16 protein-coding genes are annotated in these 22,992 nt (G+C 33.7%); 7 read left to right on the forward strand and 9 right to left on the reverse strand.

The features are described from left to right. Window positions 1–811: 811 nt before the first annotated feature. From GJV76_RS15880 to GJV76_RS02165, 3 genes are all read right to left on the reverse strand, one after another. Complete coding sequence (locus GJV76_RS15880) at window positions 812–1,483, reverse strand: hypothetical protein (protein ID WP_230381480.1); 672 nt, start codon at window positions 1,481–1,483, stop codon at window positions 812–814. Window positions 1,484–1,551: 68 nt separating this feature from the next. Next, on the reverse strand, window positions 1,552–2,031 hold the full coding sequence (locus tag GJV76_RS02160) for a PH domain-containing protein (RefSeq protein ID WP_155091003.1): 480 nt from the start codon (window positions 2,029–2,031) through the stop codon (window positions 1,552–1,554). Then, window positions 2,021–3,253, reverse strand: a complete 1,233-nt coding sequence (locus tag GJV76_RS02165; protein ID WP_155091004.1) for a BaiN/RdsA family NAD(P)/FAD-dependent oxidoreductase — start codon at window positions 3,251–3,253, stop codon at window positions 2,021–2,023. Before GJV76_RS02165 ends, GJV76_RS02160 begins: the two co-directional genes overlap by 11 nt. Window positions 3,254–3,364: 111 nt before the next feature. Between GJV76_RS02165 and GJV76_RS02170 the strand changes: the two genes are divergently transcribed. Next, complete coding sequence (locus tag GJV76_RS02170) at window positions 3,365–3,913, forward strand: hypothetical protein (protein WP_155091005.1); 549 nt, start codon at window positions 3,365–3,367, stop codon at window positions 3,911–3,913. Between the two features lie 79 nt (window positions 3,914–3,992). Here the strand turns inward: GJV76_RS02170 and GJV76_RS02175 are convergent, their stop codons facing one another. The 4 genes from GJV76_RS02175 to GJV76_RS02190 form a co-directional block, all read right to left on the reverse strand. Continuing rightward, window positions 3,993–4,721, reverse strand: a complete 729-nt coding sequence (locus GJV76_RS02175) for a YqjF family protein (RefSeq protein WP_155091006.1) — start codon at window positions 4,719–4,721, stop codon at window positions 3,993–3,995. 137 nt (window positions 4,722–4,858) lie between these two features. Beyond that, window positions 4,859–6,385 (reverse strand): peptide MFS transporter, encoded by a 1,527-nt coding sequence (locus GJV76_RS02180; protein ID WP_155091007.1) that lies wholly within the window; start codon window positions 6,383–6,385, stop codon window positions 4,859–4,861. A 37-nt stretch (window positions 6,386–6,422) separates the two neighbouring features. Continuing rightward, a complete protein-coding gene (locus GJV76_RS02185; RefSeq protein ID WP_155091008.1) occupies window positions 6,423–8,195 on the reverse strand; it encodes a peptide MFS transporter in 1,773 nt (590 codons plus the stop codon). Between the two features lie 92 nt (window positions 8,196–8,287). After that, complete coding sequence (locus GJV76_RS02190) at window positions 8,288–10,453, reverse strand: S9 family peptidase (protein WP_155091009.1); 2,166 nt, start codon at window positions 10,451–10,453, stop codon at window positions 8,288–8,290. A 500-nt stretch (window positions 10,454–10,953) separates the two neighbouring features. On the opposite strand from GJV76_RS02190, the gene GJV76_RS02195 reads away from it, so the two are divergent. The 6 genes from GJV76_RS02195 (at window position 10,954) to GJV76_RS02220 (ending at window position 20,361) form a co-directional block, all read left to right on the forward strand. Continuing rightward, window positions 10,954–12,270 (forward strand): hydroxymethylglutaryl-CoA reductase, degradative, encoded by a 1,317-nt coding sequence (locus GJV76_RS02195; protein ID WP_155091010.1) that lies wholly within the window; start codon window positions 10,954–10,956, stop codon window positions 12,268–12,270. Further along, entirely contained in the window at window positions 12,270–13,190 is a 921-nt protein-coding gene (locus tag GJV76_RS02200; protein WP_155091011.1) for a GYDIA family GHMP kinase, read from the forward strand. Before GJV76_RS02195 ends, GJV76_RS02200 begins: the two co-directional genes overlap by 1 nt. Before the next feature lie 70 nt (window positions 13,191–13,260). Continuing rightward, window positions 13,261–14,028, forward strand: a complete 768-nt coding sequence (locus GJV76_RS02205) for a sulfite exporter TauE/SafE family protein (RefSeq protein ID WP_155091012.1) — start codon at window positions 13,261–13,263, stop codon at window positions 14,026–14,028. Window positions 14,029–15,744: 1,716 nt separating this feature from the next. Beyond that, the gene (locus tag GJV76_RS02210; protein WP_155091013.1) at window positions 15,745–17,382 is read left to right on the forward strand and encodes an MFS transporter; all 1,638 of its coding nucleotides are present in this window, start codon (window positions 15,745–15,747) and stop codon (window positions 17,380–17,382) included. A 391-nt stretch (window positions 17,383–17,773) separates the two neighbouring features. After that, window positions 17,774–19,882, forward strand: coding sequence for a peptide MFS transporter (locus GJV76_RS02215; RefSeq protein ID WP_155091014.1), 2,109 nt, complete (start codon window positions 17,774–17,776; stop codon window positions 19,880–19,882). 26 nt (window positions 19,883–19,908) lie between these two features. Then, on the forward strand, window positions 19,909–20,361 hold the full coding sequence (locus GJV76_RS02220) for a thioredoxin family protein (RefSeq protein ID WP_155091015.1): 453 nt from the start codon (window positions 19,909–19,911) through the stop codon (window positions 20,359–20,361). Window positions 20,362–20,365: 4 nt separating this feature from the next. On the opposite strand, the gene GJV76_RS02225 is transcribed toward GJV76_RS02220, so the two are convergent. Beyond that, the gene (locus GJV76_RS02225; RefSeq protein ID WP_155091016.1) at window positions 20,366–22,318 is read right to left on the reverse strand and encodes a ComEC/Rec2 family competence protein; all 1,953 of its coding nucleotides are present in this window, start codon (window positions 22,316–22,318) and stop codon (window positions 20,366–20,368) included. A gap of 50 nt (window positions 22,319–22,368) precedes the next feature. Beyond that, window positions 22,369–22,980: a C40 family peptidase gene (locus GJV76_RS02230; RefSeq protein WP_230381481.1), complete on the reverse strand. Its 612-nt coding sequence runs from the start codon at window positions 22,978–22,980 to the stop codon at window positions 22,369–22,371. Between the last annotated feature and the right edge of the window lie 12 nt (window positions 22,981–22,992).

Below are 22,992 nucleotides of genomic sequence, written 5' to 3' on the forward strand. Positions count from 1 at the left end.
TGAAATCATTTCAAGCCAGCAGTTTATTACTTCCACATCTCTATTGACTCCCTACCGATGATTTTGTTCCAATGTGTTTGGGTATTGCTTCGGGTTTTCTTGCACCTTTCTTGCACCTTTCTTCGAGAAAAGTGCCCTCTAGGCAAGAAAACCCCAAGAAAAGCGCAAGGAATCCCGAAGATAGTGCAAGCGAGACCCTCTAATAAGGCATTCAAATCTGCTTTTTTTAATTTGTCAACTTGATCATCATTTTCGATGATTTCATTAATAGATCAGCTAAAACTCACTCCTTAGAATAAACAAACACCAATAAATTAATCTCTTAAAGACTACAATCTTTTTTCTGTTCTTCTATTGAACACACATTAAAAATTTTAAAATCCACGCTATAAACAAAACAAATCCTGTTGCAAACAAAGTAGAAAAAGCGTTCTTTTCGATACAGAAAGTACTTTTATAGATAGTCAAAAGAAAAAAACAGTTTACTTCAATCTGGTAAACGAGCATTTTATCTTTTAAAATAAGTTCTGTTTTCTATGATTCAAATATAAAATCGCTTTAATCTCCAACTTGCACATCAAATAGACACCAGATGACTGAGCAACAAGACTAAAGGCATAAAAAATGAACCACCAATTTTTGCATCTGTGATAACTCTAAACAAAAACCCTCTATTACAAGCTAACAGCGTTGCAATAGAGGGTCTCTAATTAGAATAGAGCAAATAACTAAATGCTGTATTTCTATATTTTTATAAGTAATGTATGCTTCTCTTTTTTACCAAATAGGTATAGTTGCAGATTAACTTGTCTTACCTCGTAAAAATAATAATCCCCAATACAATCCAATGATATAAAACAAGATACCAAAACAAACCTTTACTTGGTTCAGCCATTTCCTTGATAAAGTCAACAACCTTAATTTTCACTATATCCCGTATATCAATATTGGGATCATTGAAAGGAATATCGTCAATACTCAACTTTTCAAAGCCGTAAACAAGCAATCCTCTTACCCATTTATTCTCAGTCTCGTTTTTGACCGCGTCAACTGCTTTAACTTGTACCAGCGAGAAGTCTACACCCTTCTGAAACATATTCCTTTTTTCTTCCTCACCAATACCGCCAAATGCCTTGTTCAAAACTTTGTCCAGCACTGGATAAAGTGCAGTCTCTGCCTTGTCATTGACAATTTTGTTTGCAACTTTTTGCATAGCGTATTTACCAGAAATGCTAAATAAGACAAAACCACTTGCAATAATCAACAATAACAAAAGGGTTTGAAGTGGATACAGTTTAAATAAACTAACTAAGAAAAAATCAGACTCTACCTTTTGAGAGGTATATTTTGACGCATTAATTAGCAATAAAAACCCTGCTGAAAAAGTCACTACCAAACTACAAAGCCCTAATAGCACTAACTTAAAGAAACTAACACCTCCTAACATAGAGAGGGTAGCCGCATACTTAATTTTATCTAACATATATTAATTTTTTCATAAAAATAGTTAAAAAAACTAATATTGCATCGATAAAATTATAATACAAAATTCTATTTAAGCTTTTCTCTTATAATCTTCTCCATTCCTTTTCGATACTGAACACTAATATAATGATAGCTCATCGGAGCGCTAAACATAAACATTGGGTTCTCAGGAAAAGCATCTGTTGTTCTAAATAATAAAAAGTAGCTTTTACCACTATATCCAGCATCGAACCACTCATTCAATTTATAGAAATCAGGAACGGATCGCCTTTGTCTAACTACGATTAATACATCGTGTAGTTCTGCCCATTCAAAAGACTGCTTTCTAAATAGACTTTGATACTTAACTCCTTCTTCATCAATAATCACATTCATAAAAAATGCCTTATAAAAAAATACAGCAAACAAAAAGAATAAAAGAACTGAAAGAACTTTCGCAAAACCAATCCCCTGCAATAAAAAGTAAATGCCCATTCCGAGAAATGGTCCTATACTAATAATCAACAATACTATTCTACTTGGGAAATTATAATAATTATACTTCATCTGATTCTCCATTTTTATTTGCAATAGTTAAGGCAGCTATATAAGAAGTAGTCCAAGCATTTTGGAAATTAAAACCTCCTGTTATAGCGTCAATATTCATAACTTCTCCAGCAAAATATAAATTATCCTGTATTCTGCTCTCCATTGTTTTGAAATTTATTTCTTTTAAGTCAATTCCACCAGCAGTAACAAACTCATCTTTAAAGGTACTCTTACCGTTTACTTGGTACTCAGCCTCAGTAAGTGCTGCTGATAATACTTGCAGATGTTTATTGTTTAGATCAGCCCACTTTGCATCCTCAGCAATATCACAAGATAAAACAATTCGCTCCCACAACCTATTTGACAAATCATACAGCCCACGCTTAATGACATTCTTCTTGGACTGTTCCTTGCGAACCTCTTGTAGATCTTCAAAGATAGATTCTCTACTGTGTTGAGGAACCCAATTCACAGTAATACAAAACTGATACTTTTTATCTGCTAAAATGCGAGCACCCCAAGCAGACAATCTCAAAACTGCAGGGCCACTCATTCCCCAGTGTGTAATTAATAAGGGACCACTTGCTTCAAGCTTAGTACCTTTTACTTTTACTTCAGCAGGCACAGCTATCCCCATTAAATCTTTAATGCGTTTATCCTTGACATTAAAAGTAAACAAAGAAGGTACAGGCTCGACAATGCTATGCCCTTGCTCTTGCATCAAGCCCCAAATCTTTGGATTGCTACCTGTAGTAATTACTAAATGACAACATTCATATCCTCCTTTGGATGTATCGAGTTTCCAAGTGTCCTCTTTCTTAAAGAAACTCTGAACACTCACTCCTGTAATAATATCAATTTTCAAGCGCTTAGCTTCACCTAAAAAACAGTTAATAATCGTTTCTGAAGAATCAGTATCGGGAAACATTCTTCCATCTTCTTCAATTTTTAAGTTCACTCCACGCTCAGCAAACCAGCTAATAGTATCACCTGAACAAAACTGATGAAAAGGTCCTAATAGTTCTTTTTCACCTCTGGGATAAAACTGCACTAATTCTCTTGGATCAAAACATGCATGTGTTACATTACATCGTCCTCCACCAGATATTCTCACTTTTGACAATACTTCTTTGCCTCTCTCAAGAATTGCGATACGCAATTTCTTGTTTTGTTCTGCAAGATTAATGGCAGTAAAAAATCCTGCTGCTCCACCTCCGACTAAAATCACATCGTATTTCATCAATTGTCAATTTTAACTATTCGCATTTTTAATATGCTTCAAAATAATTTATCTTTACTGCACAAAGATACTTACTTACGATCGCATCCTTATCATCGTTAAATTAAGAATATGAAAAAACTACCCTTTTTAGCTTTAATTGTTTTATTCTCAATGTGTAAATCGGCATCACATGTTAAAGCTCCTAACAAAGACCTAACAATCGAAGAACGCATCGAAGAAATTAAGACCGAAGATCGATTACCAGACGAAAAAGATGTTATCGATTTACCAGATTATGCACAAGTCCGAGATGACTTCCGCTCTGTAACTGAGAAAACAAAAGAGAACTATCTAAAGGGAATGAGAGCTACAGAAGATAAATATTCTGTCATAATTCTAACTCAAGGATTCAAAGGAGAGGATATCACGATTAAGAATGAGAACAAAACATTTTTAAAATCGATGATAATGAGTGATTTATCTACGGGTATAGCCAAATCAATAAGAATAGAAAACACAAAAGATATTCTCGTAAAAGATAGCTATACAAAAGGAGAGGTTACCATAGAAACAGATCATGCTAAAATGTTTAAGTTCATCTATATCATGAAGAACAATTCAAACAAAGAAGTCCCTTTCAAGGTGACATTTAGCAATACGCTTAGACCTGTCAGATAATAGCCTAAAGCTCAATATAACAAATCAGCGACTCCAAAAAGAGTCGCTGATTTTGTATATAACGAATAGGAATCTTCCTTTATATTTCTACTTTTTCTTTACCCCAGGAGACAACAACTATTCCATCAGAATAATTGGGACAGATATAGTTTTCCTCCGTTAAATGAATATTGCCAAAGCGATAGTTAAACACCAAATCCTCAAATGTAATTTCTTTTATATCCCATTCTTTGTGATGTATTTCATATCTAAACAATTCCTCATTTTCATAAATATACAGACAATAACGCTCTGTCAACCATAATTGTAAGGCGGTCTTCTCCACAACTGGTTTTCCCACGATAAACTTAGCTTTGAGAAAGAACTTCTTCTCCTCGTTTAAAGATAAGTATTGTCCTTTACTTCTTTTCATTTTTGCTTTTTCGTACGGTAATCCAGATAGTAAACGAGAAACAAAAGCTGACAATCGCTTACCTGCTTCTATATTTAAGAAATAAACACCAGCTTTGTCACCATGCTTGACATAAGTTCTCACATTCAATTCATCAAAGTCCGAAATAAACCCCACTGAAGGGAGTTGGCGAGGGCGAATATTCTCCATAGTAAAAGGTACTATAGAGATATAGTACTTACCGTTAAAATCATCTAAAGTAAGGCAATCGGGTACCAATTCCCTAAGATCTTCAAAAGGGACTTCAAAGTGCAAAAAGAGCAATCTATTCCACTCTTGATAGTAAACCCACTTATCTTCTGGTAGCGGCCAGGGTCTATGGTCAGTATTTTGCAGTACATCTTCAATCTTATTCATAGCTAAATTTTACATTAAAGGTAAGCATAAATAAATCAATATCAACTAATAACCATTGCAAGACAAGTGATAAAAAACGACAAGCCCCTCGGAAAAACCAAGGGGCTTGTTATACTATATAGACTATAGACAAACTATTATCGTACGTCTTGCATAAGTTTTTTCATAAGTGGAGAAAGAGCAATAAGCAATATCCCGGCGATTACAGCATAAAGTCCTAACTCCTTGTAACCATCCGTATATGCGATTAAAGCTTCGTAATTAGATACATTCTCTGTATCAGAAGTAGACATTGCTGCACCAATGATACCAGCCATATACTGACCATAAGCACTTGCTAAGAACCACATCCCCATCATCATCCCCTGTAGATTAGCAGTAGACAATTTAGTCATAATCGAAAGACCAATAGGTGACAAACACAACTCCCCAAGTGTAATGATTAATAAAGCAAAAGTAAAGAAATCTAAAGATGTCATACCTTGTAAATCAGCAAATAATCTCGTCGCAAATAAAGCGTAATAACCTGCTCCTAAAAGCACGAAACCAAGACCAAACTTCACTACTGTATTCGGCTCAATTCCCTTCTTCGCTAACCATATCCACAATAAACCTAAAATCGGTGCAATGAAAATGATGAAAAAGGCACCACCAGAGTTATTCACACCATTTGGATCTAAATGCATACCCAACAAATCAGAATTAAGATTCTGAGCAGCGAATATACTTAACGATCCACCAGCTTGTTCGTAAATACCAAAAAATAAGATTGAGAAGAAAATAAACACCAAAGCAGCGATAATCTTTTTACGCTCACTATTGGTCAATTTTGTCATCTCATAGATCAAATACAATAATGCTAAAGGCCCTACTGTATACATAAAGTAAGCCGTATACTCAGTATTGTCAATCATGAACACAATTACAGGTACCATAGCAAATGTCAATATATAAGTCCCCACTTCCTTCCATAACGGCATTCTCTTTTCTTGACCATCTTTTGATACCTCTTTTGGCTGAAGTCCAATTGGACCTAAATGTCTTTTGGTAAAGATGAAGTTGATTAAACTGATTAACATTACAAAAGCAGCTAATCCAAATGCAACATTCCAACGATGCGCTTCATCAATATAGCTTGATAAAATATGTCCTTTACCAATAGCAATACACAGATAACCTCCGATAAGAGCCCCTAAGTTAATACCTGCATAAAACAATGAGAAACCAGCATCAGTACGATTATCACCTTTTTTATACAAATACCCTACCATGGTAGAAATATTCGGTTTAAAGAAACCAGTACCAATCACAGTGAAGGCAATACCTTCAAAGAAGAACTTATGAGGATCAATAGCAAGAATTACACTTCCTAAAATCATCATTGCCCCTCCCCAAAAAAGAGATTTTCTAAAGCCCAAGATCTTATCTGCAAAAATACCACCTAAGAAAGTGAATGCATAAACGAATGCTTGAGTAGCACCGTATTGTAAATTGGCTTGTGCTTGTGCAAAGTCTAGTTGGTGTATCATGAAGAAAACCAACATTCCTCTCATACCATAGAAACTAAAACGTTCCCACATTTCTGAGAAGAATAAACTCCAAATTTGCTTGGGATATTTTCCCTCAAAATTTTGGATCTCCTCTAATGTCTGTTGTTGACTCATTTTTATAATTATTTATATTGTGCAATGCACGGAGTTCTTAACGAACACCGTGCATTAGTTTTTTCAATAGTGGATTCACTAACATTACCAATATAGCAGCTGTAGCAGGTATTAAAGTGAATAAGAAGAAGAAGTGACTCAACGAATATTCCTCTTTTATATTTTCAATTTGTCCTCCTAAGATAGCCGCAAACTTTTGAGCAATAGCAAGTGCTAAATACCACATACCAAACATGAATGCAAGCATCTTTCCAGGAACTAATTTAGATACATAAGATAGCCCTACCGGAGAGATAAATAATTCCCCTAAGGTATGGAATAAGTATGTTAATATTAGGAATATAATCGACATTTTTACTCCTTCTGTTGCTCCCATTGAGCCTAATCCTAAAATTAAAAAACCAATAGCTACAAAGATTAACCCTATTCCGTACTTGAAAGCCGCTGATGGATTATACTTAGAATCCCATAATTTAGAAACTGTAGATGCTAATGATATAATGAAAAATGAGTTCAAAATAGAGAACCAAGATACAGTAATCTCAGAAACTTCTTTATTGAATTCTGCATTCAACATATAAATAGCCATCGCCCAAATACCAGCAAAACAAATGAATAAAATGATATTTGACATAGCAATCTTAGTCCAAGTAGCTTTAGCTAACAAGAATAATACCCAAGAGATAATCAGCAATGGAATTACTGTTAAACAAGTATTGATAATATTAAATGCCAATAAAGCTCCTCCTTCTAATGATCTATCCACATAATCTCTCGCAACAAGTACCAATGAGGTAGCTCCTTGCTCAAAACTCATGAAGAAGAACATCAAGAAAAATGCCAATAGAATCACCGCAAACATTCTATCTCTAATCACCTTTCCGTATCGTAAAATACGAGAAATAACCAAATATAAGAAAGTCAATAAAGCAAGGATTGCCATGATATTCTGTCCTCTTAATGTTTCTGTATCTAAGAAAGCAAAAAGGTCAAGTACTCCGTTCTTAGACAAAGGATCATTGAAAGCATATAATAAACCGATTACAGATACAATACCGATTAAGATATAATCTACTAATGTGTAAGGGTTTTTAGTGTCATGATCTTCTTTGATCTGCTCTGATGTTTTCTCTACTGTATTATCTACTTTTTTAAGTTCCCCTAGTTCACCCAACAAAGGTTTCGCTAACCAGAATTGGATTGTACCTAATAACATAAAGATACCTGCTAATCCAAATCCATAATGCCATCCTTCAGTTTCGGCTAAATATCCACATAGCATCATTCCAAAGAAAGCTCCTGAGTTTACACCCATATAGAATATAGTATATGCAGCGTCTTTCTTTTCAGGTAATGCTTTGTACATTTCTCCTAAGATAGAAGGCATATTAGGTTTAAAAAATCCTGTACCAATTACTAAGCAAGCTAGCCCTACGAAAAACCATAGCTTAGATATTCCTTCAGCAGCCATGGATGCATGACCTAAAGTCATGATAATAGCTCCGATTATAACTGCCCAACGTGAGCCTATATACTTATCAGCGATAACTCCACCCAAAATCGGTGTAAGATATAACAACATAGCATAGGTACCATATAGTGCACCAGCTTGTTCTGCTGACCATCCCCATCCTGAGAATGCATCGCCAAAAATAACTTTAGCTGTTAAAAATTGAATTAATAAAACTCTCATTCCATAGAAAGAGAATCGTTCCCACATTTCAGTAAAGAACAGAACGAACAGACCTGCTGGATGCCCAAGTACCTTAGACTTAAAAAGATCTGCGTTTGTAGCTGTTTCTGCTGCCATTTAATAAGTTATTAGTTTGTTTTAAAAATTAAGTACGTGTTATAAAGGTTGTTTTTGGTTGGTGTTATATATATTTTTAAGGTGTACTTCTATTATAAATTATTCAAAATAAAATTAGTCATCTTAGTATATAACTGAAGTCTTGTATTGCCTCCGTATATACCGTGATTTCTATCTGGATAAATTAACCAGTCAAAGTCTTTATTCTTTTGCACCAATGTCTCTATCATTGCCATTGCATTCTGTACATGCACATTATCATCTGCTGTACCATGAATCAAAAGATATTTCCCTTTCAATTTATCCGCATGAGTAAAAGGCGAGTTGTCATCATACCCTTCTGGGTTCTCTTGAGGAGTAGTCATATAACGCTCAGTATAGATACTGTCGTAATATCTCCAATTAATAACAGGAGCAACAGCTATTGCCATTTTGAAGGTATCATTTCCTTTCAAAAGACAATTAGATGACATAAATCCTCCATAACTCCATCCCCATATTCCAATTCTGCTTTCGTCTACATAGCTCTGTTTTCCTAAATATTTTGCAGCACTAATCTGATCCTCTACTTCATACTTACCAAGTTGCAATTGAGTAACCTTCTTAAAGTCAGCTCCTCTAAAGCCCGTACCTCTACCGTCTACTGTAACGACTATGTACCCTTTTTGAGTTAACATTGCATGCCAATAATCATTCGAATCAAACCATTTATCTGCAACCTGTTGAGATCCAGGGCCGCTGTATTGATACATAAATACTGGGTACTGCTTTGTTGGATCAAAATCAGAAGGTTTTAGAATCCAAGCATTTAATTGCACCCCTTCTTCTGTAGGGATCTGAACAAACTCTTTCTTAGGCAAGTTGTAATCAGCAACCTTAGATTCCAACTCACTATTATTGAGAATTTCTTTAATTACTTTACCAGTCTGTGCAGCTTTCAACGAATATCTTGGAGCCTTAACACTTGATGAAAATGTGTTGATAAAGACGTCAAAACTCGGACTAAAGATAGCAGAATGCGTTCCAACTTCACTTGTTAAACGCTTTTTATTTTTGCCATTTAGACTTATAGAGTAAATATCTCTATAGATAGATCCTTGTTCAACAGACTGAAAAAATAATGTTTTATTTTTTGCATCAATACCATAGTAATCCGTTACTTCCCAATCTCCCTTAGTAATCTGATTGATAAGTTTACCTTCTCTGTTATAGTGATATAAATGATTATGCCCATCTCTCTCACTTAGCCAAATAAAGTCATTATTGGGTTGAAAAGACAACGTCTGAACATCTACATAAGCCTTATCTGTTTCATTTAAAATTAGTTGTTTCTCTAATGTTCCTCCATTGACAAAAAACAGTTTCAAATCATTTTGATGACGATTAATAACTTGAACACTTAAGTAGTTATTGTCATTTGTCCACTTGATTCTCGGTATATAAAAATCCGAAAACTCAGTTAAGTCAACCTGAGAGGTCTTACTTGTGTTTAAATCATATATGTGTAAGGATACAATCGCATTATTTTCACCTGCTTTTGGGTACTTAAACTTGTCTTGAGTAGGATATAATCCATTTCCATAGACATCCATTGAGTATTCAGGAACCTCAGTTTCATCAAACTTGACATATGCAATTTTATCTCCGTTCAAACTCCAATCAAACATTCTTACAATACTGAACTCTTCTTCATAAACCCAATCCGAGATACCGTTAATAACGTGATTCTTCAGACCATCAGTTGTAATTTGTGTAGACTTATGACTTGCTATATCATAAATAAACAAGTTATTCTGGTAAGCATAAGCAATCTTCTTTCCATCTTTAGAAAACGTAGGTTCCATGATAGCATGTTCAGCTACTTTTACAAAAGATTTTGTCAGTGTATTATATAAATAAAAATCGGCTAAACTTGATCTGCGATAGATAGCTTGAGAATTTGTACCGATTAAGATTTGTTCTTCTTTATCGTCAAAAACATAACTATCAATAGTTTTAATCTCTTTAAAATCTTGAGTATTAAATATTGTATTCGTCTTTTCAAGTGTACGAAAATCGTATAAATTGATTTCTTGAATTTCTTTAGCAGCTTGCTCAATACGGGAATATTGATTGCTATTTGCCATAGCATTGACTGACTGCATTACTTTTGTACGAAATGTGCCATTCCAAATTTCTTTAAGTTCAATCTGTTTTTGAGCGAACCCAAATTGTGAGGCAATAACACAAAATAATAGGGTAAAGTTAAGGTGTTTCATTATTTATTTAATCGAAAAAACTTCCAATTTTAATGAAAAAATCTGATTTACACCAACTTTTTTTTGGAATTAACCAATAAAAGCTTAATTCTATTGACACACTTTTGACACTAAAACTCACAATAACTTGAACAAATAATATTAATAGTTCTTTTTTTAGTTTTTTAAACGGACTAACTATGCTTTATTGTTAACGCTTAAATAAAAATGGCTAAACTATATAATCTTCATTGCTTTTTACAAAGCTTTAATGCAGATAAAATCAGTTAAATAGCTTAATCGTACTTCTTATTTACGACAATATAATCCTAATGCACATGTAGAAAAGTCAAACAAATCAGAATAAAAATCGTTCAGCTCACTACCTATCAAGGAATTAGAAAAACGCAAATCACCTATATCAAAATACCCAATACACACATTTACAGAATTGACTGGCGAGTTTTTTCCTAACCTTATCAGAATACTTTATCTTTGTCCTTTCAAAATAAGACAATCAAATGGCCAATACTATAAACGGATTCTCCAAATTGAGTAAACACGATAAGATCAAATGGATCTCAAACACCTATTTCAATAATAATCAAGATGTAATAGAAATCATTGAACAATATTGGAATAGTGATCAAGAGTTACAAAAATTACACGATGAGTTTATTGAAAATACGATTACTAACTTCTACCTTCCCTTTGGAGTTGCTCCAAATTTTAAAATAAATGAGAAGTGGTATACCATACCAATGGTGATAGAAGAAAGTTCCGTAGTCGCTGCAGCAGCAAAGGCGGCAAAGTTTTGGTCTGAAAGAGGAGGGTTCAAAACAACTATACTTGGCACAGAAAAAATAGGACAAGTACACTTCATATACAAAGGTCATATTGATCTTTTGACCCAATTCATAAATACAATCCAACACAAATTTTATGAAGATACCGCACCAATTACTCAGAATATGCAAAAAAGAGGGGGCGGAATTAAGAATATTGAGTTACGTGACAAAACAACTGATATAGAGAACTACTATCAATTACATGTTACATTTGAAACAAAAGACAGTATGGGGGCTAACTTCATCAACTCTTGTCTTGAACAGATTGCCAAAACCCTTAAGAATGAGGCAATGCAATATTCAAACTTTTCAGAAAAAGAAAAGGCTATCGATGTAATTATGAGTATTCTGTCAAATTACGTACCTAACTGTGTTGTTCGTGCAGAGGTAAGTTGCCCGATAGAAGACCTAAAAGGAAAAGATATAAAAGATCCTCAACTCTTTGCCGAAAAGTTTGTTCAAGCAGTCCGCATAGCAGAAGTTGAGCCTTATAGAGCAGTCACTCATAACAAAGGTGTTATGAATGGAGTTGATGCAGTTGTATTAGCAACTGGTAATGACTTTAGAGCTATCGAAGCTGGAGTACATGCCTATGCATCGAGAAACGGGCGATACAGTAGTTTATCTCATGCTTCTATTGAAAATGGCCAATTCAAGTTTTGGATAGATTTGCCGTTAGCATTAGGTACAGTTGGAGGTTTGACTTCTTTACACCCAATGGTCAAAGTAGCACTTACTATGCTTCAAAATCCTTCTGCTACTGAATTAATGCAAGTCATCGCTGTTGCAGGATTAGCTCAAAATTTTGCAGCTGTGAAATCATTGACTACTACAGGTATTCAACAAGGTCATATGAAAATGCACTTAATGAATATCCTTAATCAATTTAAAGCTACAGATGCAGAACGCGCAAAAGTAGTTGCTCATTTTGAAAAGAATGTAGTATCACACAGCGCTGTAGTTGAACTATTAGAAAGTCTACGAAAATAATGACTAAGAGGTTTTACAGCAACGGAAAACTCTTGTTATCAGGAGAATATTTAGTTTTAGAAGGAGCTCTTGCCTTTGCCCTACCTACAAAGTTTGGGCAATCGATGATTGTGAAACAAACCAACAAACCTACAATTAAGTGGGTTGGATTAGACATCGATGGGAAAAAGTGGATAGATGAAGAAATAAGCATTACTGACATCAAGTCAAACTCGACTACTACTGATCATTCAACATACTTTGAAACTCTTCTCCAAGTTCTACGTGCTGCTCATAAACAAAACAGTGAGTTACTATCACAAGACAAGATTGGGTTTGAAGTTATTACAGAGTTAACTTTCCCAAGGCTTTGGGGACTAGGTACTTCTTCTACATGGATAAATAATATTGCTCAGTGGTTTAATATTAATCCTTACCAATTGCTCTTTGAATCTTTTGGAGGCAGTGGATATGATATAGCTTGTGCGCAACACAATCAAGGCTTATATTATACGCTTACAGATCCACTTCAACCAACTGTTGAGTTAATAGACTTTAAACCGATATTTGCTGACAATTTATATTTTGTATACCTAAATAAAAAGAAAGATAGCAAAGAAGCTATTGCCCATTTTCATTCCAAAAAGGGCAATCTTACATATGAAATTAATCAAGTTTCTGCTATCAGTAAAGAAATGAGTACGACGCAATCTTTTGTCAAATTCCAAACACTCATTGAAGAACACGAAAACATCATGAGTCGTGTATTAAACACACCTACTGTTAAACAGGAATTATTCAGCGACTTTCCGGGTTCAATAAAAAGCTTAGGAGGATGGGGAGGTGACTTCGTATTAGTTGCCCATGAACAAGACCCAAAGCATTACTTTCAAGAGAAAGGGTATAACACAATAGTTAACTATTGTGATATGATTCTTTAATAGAGAAATTATAGACATAGATTGGTAAAGATTAATTACACTTCTAAAATTTAAAACTTTAATAACAGAAATGGAATTAGACATTTTGTTGTACTTAGGTATTGTAGCTTTTTGTGCTGGTTTTATTGATGCAGTAGCTGGTGGTGGTGGTCTAATTCAAACCCCTTTAGGCTTAGCATTACTACCTCAAATACCAGTATCTACAGTAATTGGAACGTTAAAAATCCCTGCTTTTTCAGGTACGGCAATGGCTGTCAGACTGTATATTAAAAAAACGAAAATTAATTGGCTCTTTTTCGCCTTTCTTGCTTTTCTGTCATTTGGCAGTGCTTTTTTAGGCTCCTATACACTCACTAAGGTCAATAATGACTTTATGAAACCCTTATTATTCGTCATATTAATACTCTTGTGGATCTTCACCTACTTCAAGAAAGACTTTACGCGAAAGGCAATAAGCAATATCACCGATAGACAAAAGTACATCTGGGGAATAATTATATCCCTTGTAGTCGGATTCTACGATGGCTTCATTGGCCCTGCTACAGGTACATTCTTTATTATGGGGTTTATATTCTTAATGGGGTTTGATTTTTTTAAAGCATCTGCTTATGCTAAAATGATAAATTTAGTAACTAACCTTGGAAGTATTTGTTTATTCCTATTAAAGGGTGCAATAGTATGGAAAATAGCTATTCCAATGGCTCTTTGCAATGGATTAGGAGGATATTGTGGAGCTAAAATGGCTATTCTAAAAGGGCAAGTTTGGGTTAGATATGTATTCCTCTTTATTATGTTTATAGCTATTTGCCGTTTTGGCTACGAGGTTTGGTTCAAATAAACAAGAGTTAATAGTATCTATTATCCCTTTATACTAATTAACGGACATGGGGTTAGTTAATGTAAGTAAGAACTAATAGCTTAATTTATTATAGTAATAATTGCAAGATAACTTCAATTAAAAATAAACAAAGCAACTTAGCAATAAAAGATTCACAGAGCATTGTATTGCAAACAAACTTCAATCATACCCCACAAATACTCAAATACCACACTAATCTACACAAAACTAACTTAAGATGCTCATCGCAAATTTATTGAGATTGGAGACTTTTGAAACTTTCCTAAAAGTTGATAAGAAGATAAGTAAGATAGAAAAGACAATAATAGAATAATCGAAACAAGCAAATTAATATCACCACAATTTGGAGGTTCGATACCGACAAATGGCTCTATATTTGATGACAACTATTAGATTCTTGAATTGACTACCGAAACATGTATCCTCGCTAAACGTTTACATCTGCACACAAGAAGTTTGAATCTATTAACTTTTACGATTTTTATTAAAAGTTGTTAGGTAGGCTAAAAGTGATTCTCAATCCTCTTTTTTAATCATACACAAACTAATTACAGGTTGTAAAGAACTGACAAAAATAGAATCTAATATTCTAAATTACATAACAAATAATTTACAAGGATTACACTTATATCATAAAAAAAAGCATAACGACAAAGTCGTTATGCTCAGCTGAAAAGAAAAATTGTTTTGTTGTCTACATCAACCTAATTAAGATGTCTATTCATTCTATCTATTACTTCATCGTAAACAGGTTAGTCTACATTATTCTATGCTTCTGGAAAGTACTATTAGGCTTTATATCACTCTCCTTCTGCTCGTTATTATTAACATTACTATCATTTGCTCTTATACGAATAGTATAACTATAGGTAACTGAAACAAATCTTCAAAAAATCAAAAGTACTAATGTATAAACTCAAGGTACTTTTGAAATAAGCAATACTACTGATAAAGGTAATACTACTATAAGTTTACTCTCCATTTCATCACAGGAATACAATTTAATTATCTTTCATAAGAACACTTGTAACTTGCAACCTATCTTATCAAAATTGAAGACTTCCAAGAGTGTTTTACTCAGTCAAAAACAAAATATCAACTAACGTATCACATCCCTTTTTAAAACGTGTTAAATTTAATAAAATAAACACAACTTAATGCGTTATTTTATTAATTTTTACAAATATTTGCGGTGTTTTAAGTAAATCATGGTACTTTTTCTTTGTTTTTTAATATAAAATAAGTCAGATAAACTTTTAGAAAATTAAAAATGCTAAAAACTGTCACAATAAGTACCTATACCAAATAAAAACAGTAGATTCAATTAAACAAATAAGCAAAGTGTACATAAGAAAAATTATCTAAATAGATTGTCTATAAGGATAAAACACATGTAGAAGTTTTTAGTATATTTGTATATATACAAAAACAAAGTAAATAGCTTTTGCACATTAAAACAGGTAGTAATACAAATGAGCAAATTGGAAGACTACCCAAAAGAGGTTACTACTTATCAGTAACCTCTTCTTTTTTTCTTTTTGTAGCATTAACAGTATAAAAATAAGAAGCTATAATTTCTATTTATCTACTCCTATAAAATACATCCGAAAAAAACCTTAATTTCTCCCATTAATTCATTGTCGTATAAAATATACGACTTAACTTACTCCCCTAAAATTTAAACAGTCTTTAACAATGTCACAGAACAATAAATCATTCGGACAAACTGTAACATCCTTCAATAAAAACTTCTGGATTGCCAGCTTTATGGAACTAATGGAACGTTGGGCATGGTATGGTATCTATACACTGTTAGGTCTTTATTTGGTAGGGTCAACAGATACAGGAGGTCTTGGTTTCGACCATGTACAAAAAGGTAGTATTATGGGAGGTATCGTTGGGATACTATACTTTTTGCCTTTGCTCTTTGGAGTGATAGCTGATCGTATTGGATATAAGATCTCTTTAACAATAGCCTACTTAATCATGATCTCAGGTTACTTCCTATTAGGTCAAGTAAGTGCATATTGGAGTGTATATATGGTATTCCTACTTGTTGCGATTGGTGCTGCTTTCTTTAAACCAGTTGCTTCAGCCATCGTAGCTCGAAACACAGACGAAACTACAGGAACCATGGGATTTGGGATATTCTACATGATGGTTAATATTGGGGGCTTCATAGGACCCGCTATGTCTTCAGGACTTCGTACTACTTATGGTTGGAAAATTATTTTCATTCAAGCAGCAATAGTAATAGGAATCAATTTAATTGTCCTATTGTTATTTTATAAAGAGCCTAAAATAGAAAAGCCAAAAGACTCTATAGGTAAAGCTATCAAAGATTCTATCTTAGGTATATTTGAAGCACTAAAAGATATTCGTTTAGGTATATTACTTGTTTTAATGATCGGTTTTTGGACGATGTTCAACCAGTTATTTAATACGTTGCCAAACTTTATTGAAGATTGGGTAAATTCTGCTGCCTTGAGCAATTGGTTAAATGAAAACATACCCGTATTAGGTAAACTAATGACTCAAGATGGACAAGTTAAGCCAGAGTGGTTTACGAATATTGATTCTTTTATGATTATTGTTTGCCAAGTGAGTATTTCATACTTCGTGACAAAAATGCGTCATATAAACGCTGTGATTAGAGGGGCTGTTATAGCAAGTATAGGTGTTGGGTTAACTTTCTACACTCATAATCCTATTTTTACAATCATAGGAACAATGGTGTTCTCTATCGGAGAAATGATGTCAAGCCCAACCGTTTCATCTTTTATCGCCTTAATCACACCAAAAGGAAAAGAAGGACTATATCAAGGAACATACTTTTTACCTGTTGCAGCAAGTTACTTCGTAACCAGTTTTATATCGGGAGGATTGTATCAATCTTGGTCAGATAAATTGTCTTTATTGAAAAGAGAAATGACTACGCGAAATATTGATATGCCAGAAGTAGTCAGCCATGAAAAATTCATGGAACAAGGTGCAAAAACACTAGATATGACTTTATCTGCCTTCGAAAAACAGTTTAACCTTAAAGCTGATACCGTAGATTGGAATGCAGTAACTGTATCTTTCAAAGAGTTTGCAGCCTCAAAAAATATCGATATTAGTCAAGTACATTTCCCTTTCTCTAAGAATGAATATTTTGCTTTAGCAGAACAAAAGCTAAATCTATCACATTGGGAAATGGCAGATATGTTGTGGAGTACGTATAATCCAAACAAAATATGGTATGTCGTATTTGGAATAGGAATCTTCTCAGTAATAACATTGATTGCTTATGATAGATTGATTATTCGACCAATTGAAAAGAAAAATAGATAAGATAAATGGTAAGAAAAGCGCTTTAAATACTTAAAGCGCTTTTTTTTATTTTTAAATAGATACTCCAAAAAGCATTGATTGATTTGCCACTTGTTCTTACAACTCCTCTATTCCTACTTAAAACTAAAACAAGATAAGTAACGAATCAAAGACATTACAAACACAATGAAGAACAGAAAGTATGGAAACTACTAATACTTTTAAATAAAGCGGTTGTTACAAATGATCCTGAGAAACAAGAAAAAAGTAAATAACGAAGAAAACACAACAAAAAAGACATATAATTACAGTAATTTTTTTTCAATTAAAATATTTATAAGTTTATTTTACTATTTTTAGCCTTTTAGCATTGCCTAAAAGAGGAAACACCAACCTAAACTTATTATATATAATGAAAACAGACACTTCTACGCAACCCAATTTCTTTGACAGTAAAGTATTAGGACATCCTTCTGGATTATTCGTTCTTTTCTTTACAGAAATGTGGGAACGATTCTCCTTCTATGGGATGCGCGTACTACTAATCCAATTCCTAACCATGTCAGTCATAGGACTAAATCCCGGATGGGAAATGAGTATGGTAGATGCTGGAGCTATATTTGCAACTTATGCTATGTTACTTTATATCACACCAATCTTTGGTGGAATATTAGCTGATAAATATATAGGATATCGATGGGCTGTTGTCATAGGCTCTCTTATCATGACATTGGGGCACGCCTCAATGACTTTAGAAACAGAGTTCTTTATGTATCTAGGGCTCGTATTACTTGTAGTCGGTACAGGTTTCTTCAAGCCAAACATGACCTCAATCTTATCCGAAATGTACAAGTCTTTTCCTGAGAAAAAAGATGGAGCATACACCATTTTTTACATGGGGGTAAATGCAGGTGCATTCTTTGGAATGATGTTATGTGGTTACATTGGAGAGCGTATTGGATGGCACTATGGATTTGGACTTGCAGGTATCTTTATGCTTTTAGGAACACTGCAATTCTGGTTTGCTAAGCCTATATTTGGAAACATAGGAGATGTGCCAAACAAGTCGATAGAACTGTCAGAGAGTGATATAAAAAACACACATACAACTATTCATGAAGAGAAAGAAGCAGTAAAGCTGAACCCTTTCACAACTTTAGATTATATACTTATTGTAATTACATCTATCATTGGCTTTCTATATGCTTTTGACGATGCGTTCTATATCGTTGGTAAAATAAAATTGTTTCCTGAGACCATACTGGGATATGACGGAAAGACACTAATTATTATAGCTGGTTTACTGATTTTTCTTTACCTAATTATTTCTCGTATTGTTAGATATACTAAAATCGTAAGAGATAGAATGATTGCTGTAATCATATTTGCATTCTTTACTATTTTCTTTTGGATGTCTTTCGAACAGGGAGCAACTTCGCTTATAGTTTTTGCACGAGATAATACACAAAGGGTACTAATTGGAAACAAGGCCATGCTATTCAATGTCTTTAATCTCCTATTAACAGTAGTACCACTATTGATTATCTCTTGGGTTCTATTTTTACTGGCCAAACAAACAATCAAGAAAGCTTTGATATCAAATATTGTTTTAGCTATTACCTTTATTGGGGTATGGGCTGCAGCAATCTGGATGTTAGGGAGAGATTGGTCTTCTAATGCGTACGAAGTAACTTTCGATGCAATTAAAACAGTAGCTTTAGATAAAGCTGGTGAGCCAAAATTGGATAAACACAATGAAAAAATATATGAGTACACGCCTATTTCACCAGCAAATCAACCAAAAGAAGGGGACGATATTGTAAAACAAACTGCTGTCGTATCTCAATTAGATATATTGGAAAAAGGGAAAAAAGTTGAAATCTATGAGGAATTGGGAAATTTCACAATTCTTAGTGATAAACAAAAAGATAAGCTGACTACTGATTTCAAAACACACAATAAAGCAACGACAATCGTTCAAGCTGAAATTACTGAAATAAAAGATAATCAAGTAGAAATAACTGCTTCGTGGTTCTCAATACTTAACTCTTTCTTTATCATCGCCTTGGCATCCATTGTATCAAAACTATGGGATTCAAGATTTAACCCGCCAGCATCTATTAAATATGGATTAGGATTAATCATTATGGCAATTGGATTTGGTATTCTTGCCTACGGATCTCATGGAATATCTGAAGGTACAAGGGTTTCGATGATGTGGTTAGTATTCGCCTATTTTTTCCATACACTTGGAGAGCTATTCTCTTCTCCTGTTGGCTTATCATACGTTTCAAAGCTCGTACCTGGCCGTATGATTGCATTAATGTTTGGAATGTGGTATCTTGCAATCGCAATTGGAAATAATTTAGCTGCTAAATTAGGAGGGCAAATTGAAAAAATAACTGAAGAATATTCACTATCAGTATTTTTCTTAATCTTTACTGTTGTTCCTATAGTTGCGGGTATCTTAGTTATCGCATTAAACCCATTGCTTAAGAAACTAATGCACGGAGTAAAATAAACATTAATAAAAAAACTCGACAACTCATGAAAAAAATATTCTTATTATTCACTATTTCAATGCTTTCATTTACATTACAAGCACAAGAAATCAAATGGATGACTTTTAACGAAGCAACTGAAGCTCAAAAGAAAAATCCTAAACCGATTTTTATGGATGCCTTTACAGAATGGTGTACACCTTGTAAAATGTTAGATAAAATGACATTTACTGATAGCAAAGTAGTAGAACACATCAATAAGAATTACTATGCTGTTAAGTTTAACGCTGAAGGTAATGAAGAAATAAACCACAAGGGAAATAAATATACTAATCCTGGTTTTGACCCAGAAAGAAAGAACAAGAATGCTACACACGATTTCACAATGTTCTTGAGAATACCAGGATATCCTTCAATGGTTATCTTTGATAGTAAAGGAGAAGTTACCAAAACAATTGTAGGTTACCAGACTCCTGAAAAACTTCTAAATCAGATTTAAAATATTATACTGATAATTCCCAATATCCCTTTTCATAAATATCGTGAAAAGGGATATTGTGTTTTAAACAACTTTTCTTAATCAGCTCTCTCAACCAAGTAGGTGTATTACTACTGATAACGACTTCCAAAAAAGTACATTCAGAAAACAACCGATCGTAATTTACCTTTGCATTTCCAATGACAATCAGATAGTCGTAAGCAATATCATTCAAGTAAAAAGGCGAGTGTTCATGCAGAACTAAAATCTTCCAGTCTAAATAAGGAATAATCTTATTCGTTGTAGCATCGCTAATACCAAACTGATGTATCAATTTACTATTTTGATAAACCACAATCTCAGGTGACTCCCTTCTTGAAGTATAAGGCATCAAAAGACAATCCGTCGCAGTGTTTTTCCTTTCAAGAATAAGTGCATAAATAGACGCATTACACCAAATCAACAAGAAAGCAAAGCTCCATCTGTTCTTTAACTTCCAACACCAATACAGTAATACAATACAACCAAAATAAAGCAATATAGCTAAGCTACTTACCTTGGCCTCCTTAAAAACTAAGAACTCGACTAATTGCAGTTTACTAACTAAACCAAGAAACAAATCTAAAGAAGCATTAAAGACAACATCTAAGAATAGGTAAAACCTCCCTGTAAACACAATACTACATACAACCAAAATGGCAAGTAAAAGGATTACAGTAACAGCAGGAATAGCCAACAGATTTCCAATAAAAAATGCAAAAGTAAATTGTTGAAAATAAAACAACTGCAAGGGTAATAAGCCAATTTGAACCACAATAGACACAAAGGTAATGTCGATAAAATAATTCAACACTTTATACTTGGATCTAAACTTTCTCAAGATAGGTAGCAAAAAGACAATACTCAATACAGCCACATAAGACATCTGAAAACTGACATTGTACAGCAGTAAGGGTTCAAATATTAGACTCAGAACCAAAGCTATACCGATACTGTACTCCAATTTACTATCCCGACTTAAAACAACGCTTAGACTAATCACACTAAACATCAATACTGCTCTATAAACTGGAGGAGAAAATCCAGAGAGAAATACAAAACACCATAACAATAAAGTAATGAGAATAAAACGCCATTTCTTGGATAAAAAGGAAAATATAGCTGCTAAAAGGAAATAGATTATGCCAATGTGCAATCCTGAAATAGCGAGAATATGCATAATACCCAAAGTCTTAAACTGCTCTTTTATATCTGACTCAATTAGGCTCCTATCCCCAAACACAAGTGCTAAAACAAATGATTTAGAATCTATACTTAACGACTGATTTTGAACAACAAGACCAATAGCTCTATCTCTAATACTCCTTATCTTATCACGCCAATGCAGGGATTTCCCAAGATACACCACATCACTAACATATAACTGCGCCTCAATCTGATGAGTGACAAACATATAACGTTTAAAGTCAAAACCATTCTTATTCTTAGGTGGCGAAATCGCTTGAAACTTCGCCTTAGTGTAATAGACCTGTCCCACTTGAAGATAGTTGCTTTCGCTTTGAAAATAGAGCAAGACCTTCTTTTGTAACTCAACGCTATCCTGCTTAACGACAGAAGTAATATACCTTGTATAGTTTGAATTAGAGGAAGGCAAACGCTGTTCAACTACAAAAGTTATAGCAACATACCTATCATCAAAACTGGAAACAGAAAATTCCTTCTCTTGGGAAACATATGACCTTAAATGTACGCAACAAACACCTAAACTAAAAAACAGACAACTGATAAGGAAACCATGTACAAAAGTAACAAGAGAGGAACTGCGAATCTTACAAGAACTCAAACTTGTCAAGCTTATATAAAGCAAAGAGGCAAACAACATTCCTCCCCCAAAAAGGAGGCCTGTACTCTCTGCAAATAAAATCCCCAGACAAAGAAATATACTGTAAAACAAAAAAGAGAATTTCAATACCTTCATAATGAATGTAGTATCAAAATTCTCTCCAAATTATAATAAAGATAGAAAATTTAATTATCTGATAACACGCGATTTATCTGTACAAATCTATTCTTATAATACGTTTCATTAATCGATGAAACAATAACCCCTCTACTGGTTGAGGAATGAATAAACTTGATGTCATTTGGCGTTACCTCAGTGATAATACCAACATGACTAATTCTATTTCCACGTGTTTTGAAAAAGATCAAGTCTCCTTTTTGAGCCTTATTCTTTTTAATTTTTTCTCCCACTTGCGCCAATTCACTTGAAGTGCGAGGAAGATTCAAATCTGTATTGGCAAATGCATTCATCACTAATCCCGAACAATCAATGCCAGAATATGTAGTACCACCAAATCGATATCTTACTCCTTCATAATTAAAAGCAGTATTTAATATAGCATCTGTACCTGCATAGACAGACGAATTATTCATTTCTTCTATAAAGTCATTTAATAATTCATCCAACTGAGATTGTATATCCTCATCTATCTTCTTACTCTCCTCTAAGACTATTGTCTTTCTATCTTGAGGATCTAAGTCATTTAGATCAGACGAAATTCGCATACTTTCAACAGCAAAAGATTGCAGTGAAAAGGTAAATATACATACAGTAGATAAAATCTTAATGCCCATCATAATTTATAGAAT

The sequence above is a fragment of the Myroides albus genome (assembly GCF_009711045.1).
In the GTDB taxonomy this organism is placed as follows: domain Bacteria; phylum Bacteroidota; class Bacteroidia; order Flavobacteriales; family Flavobacteriaceae; genus Flavobacterium; species Flavobacterium album_A.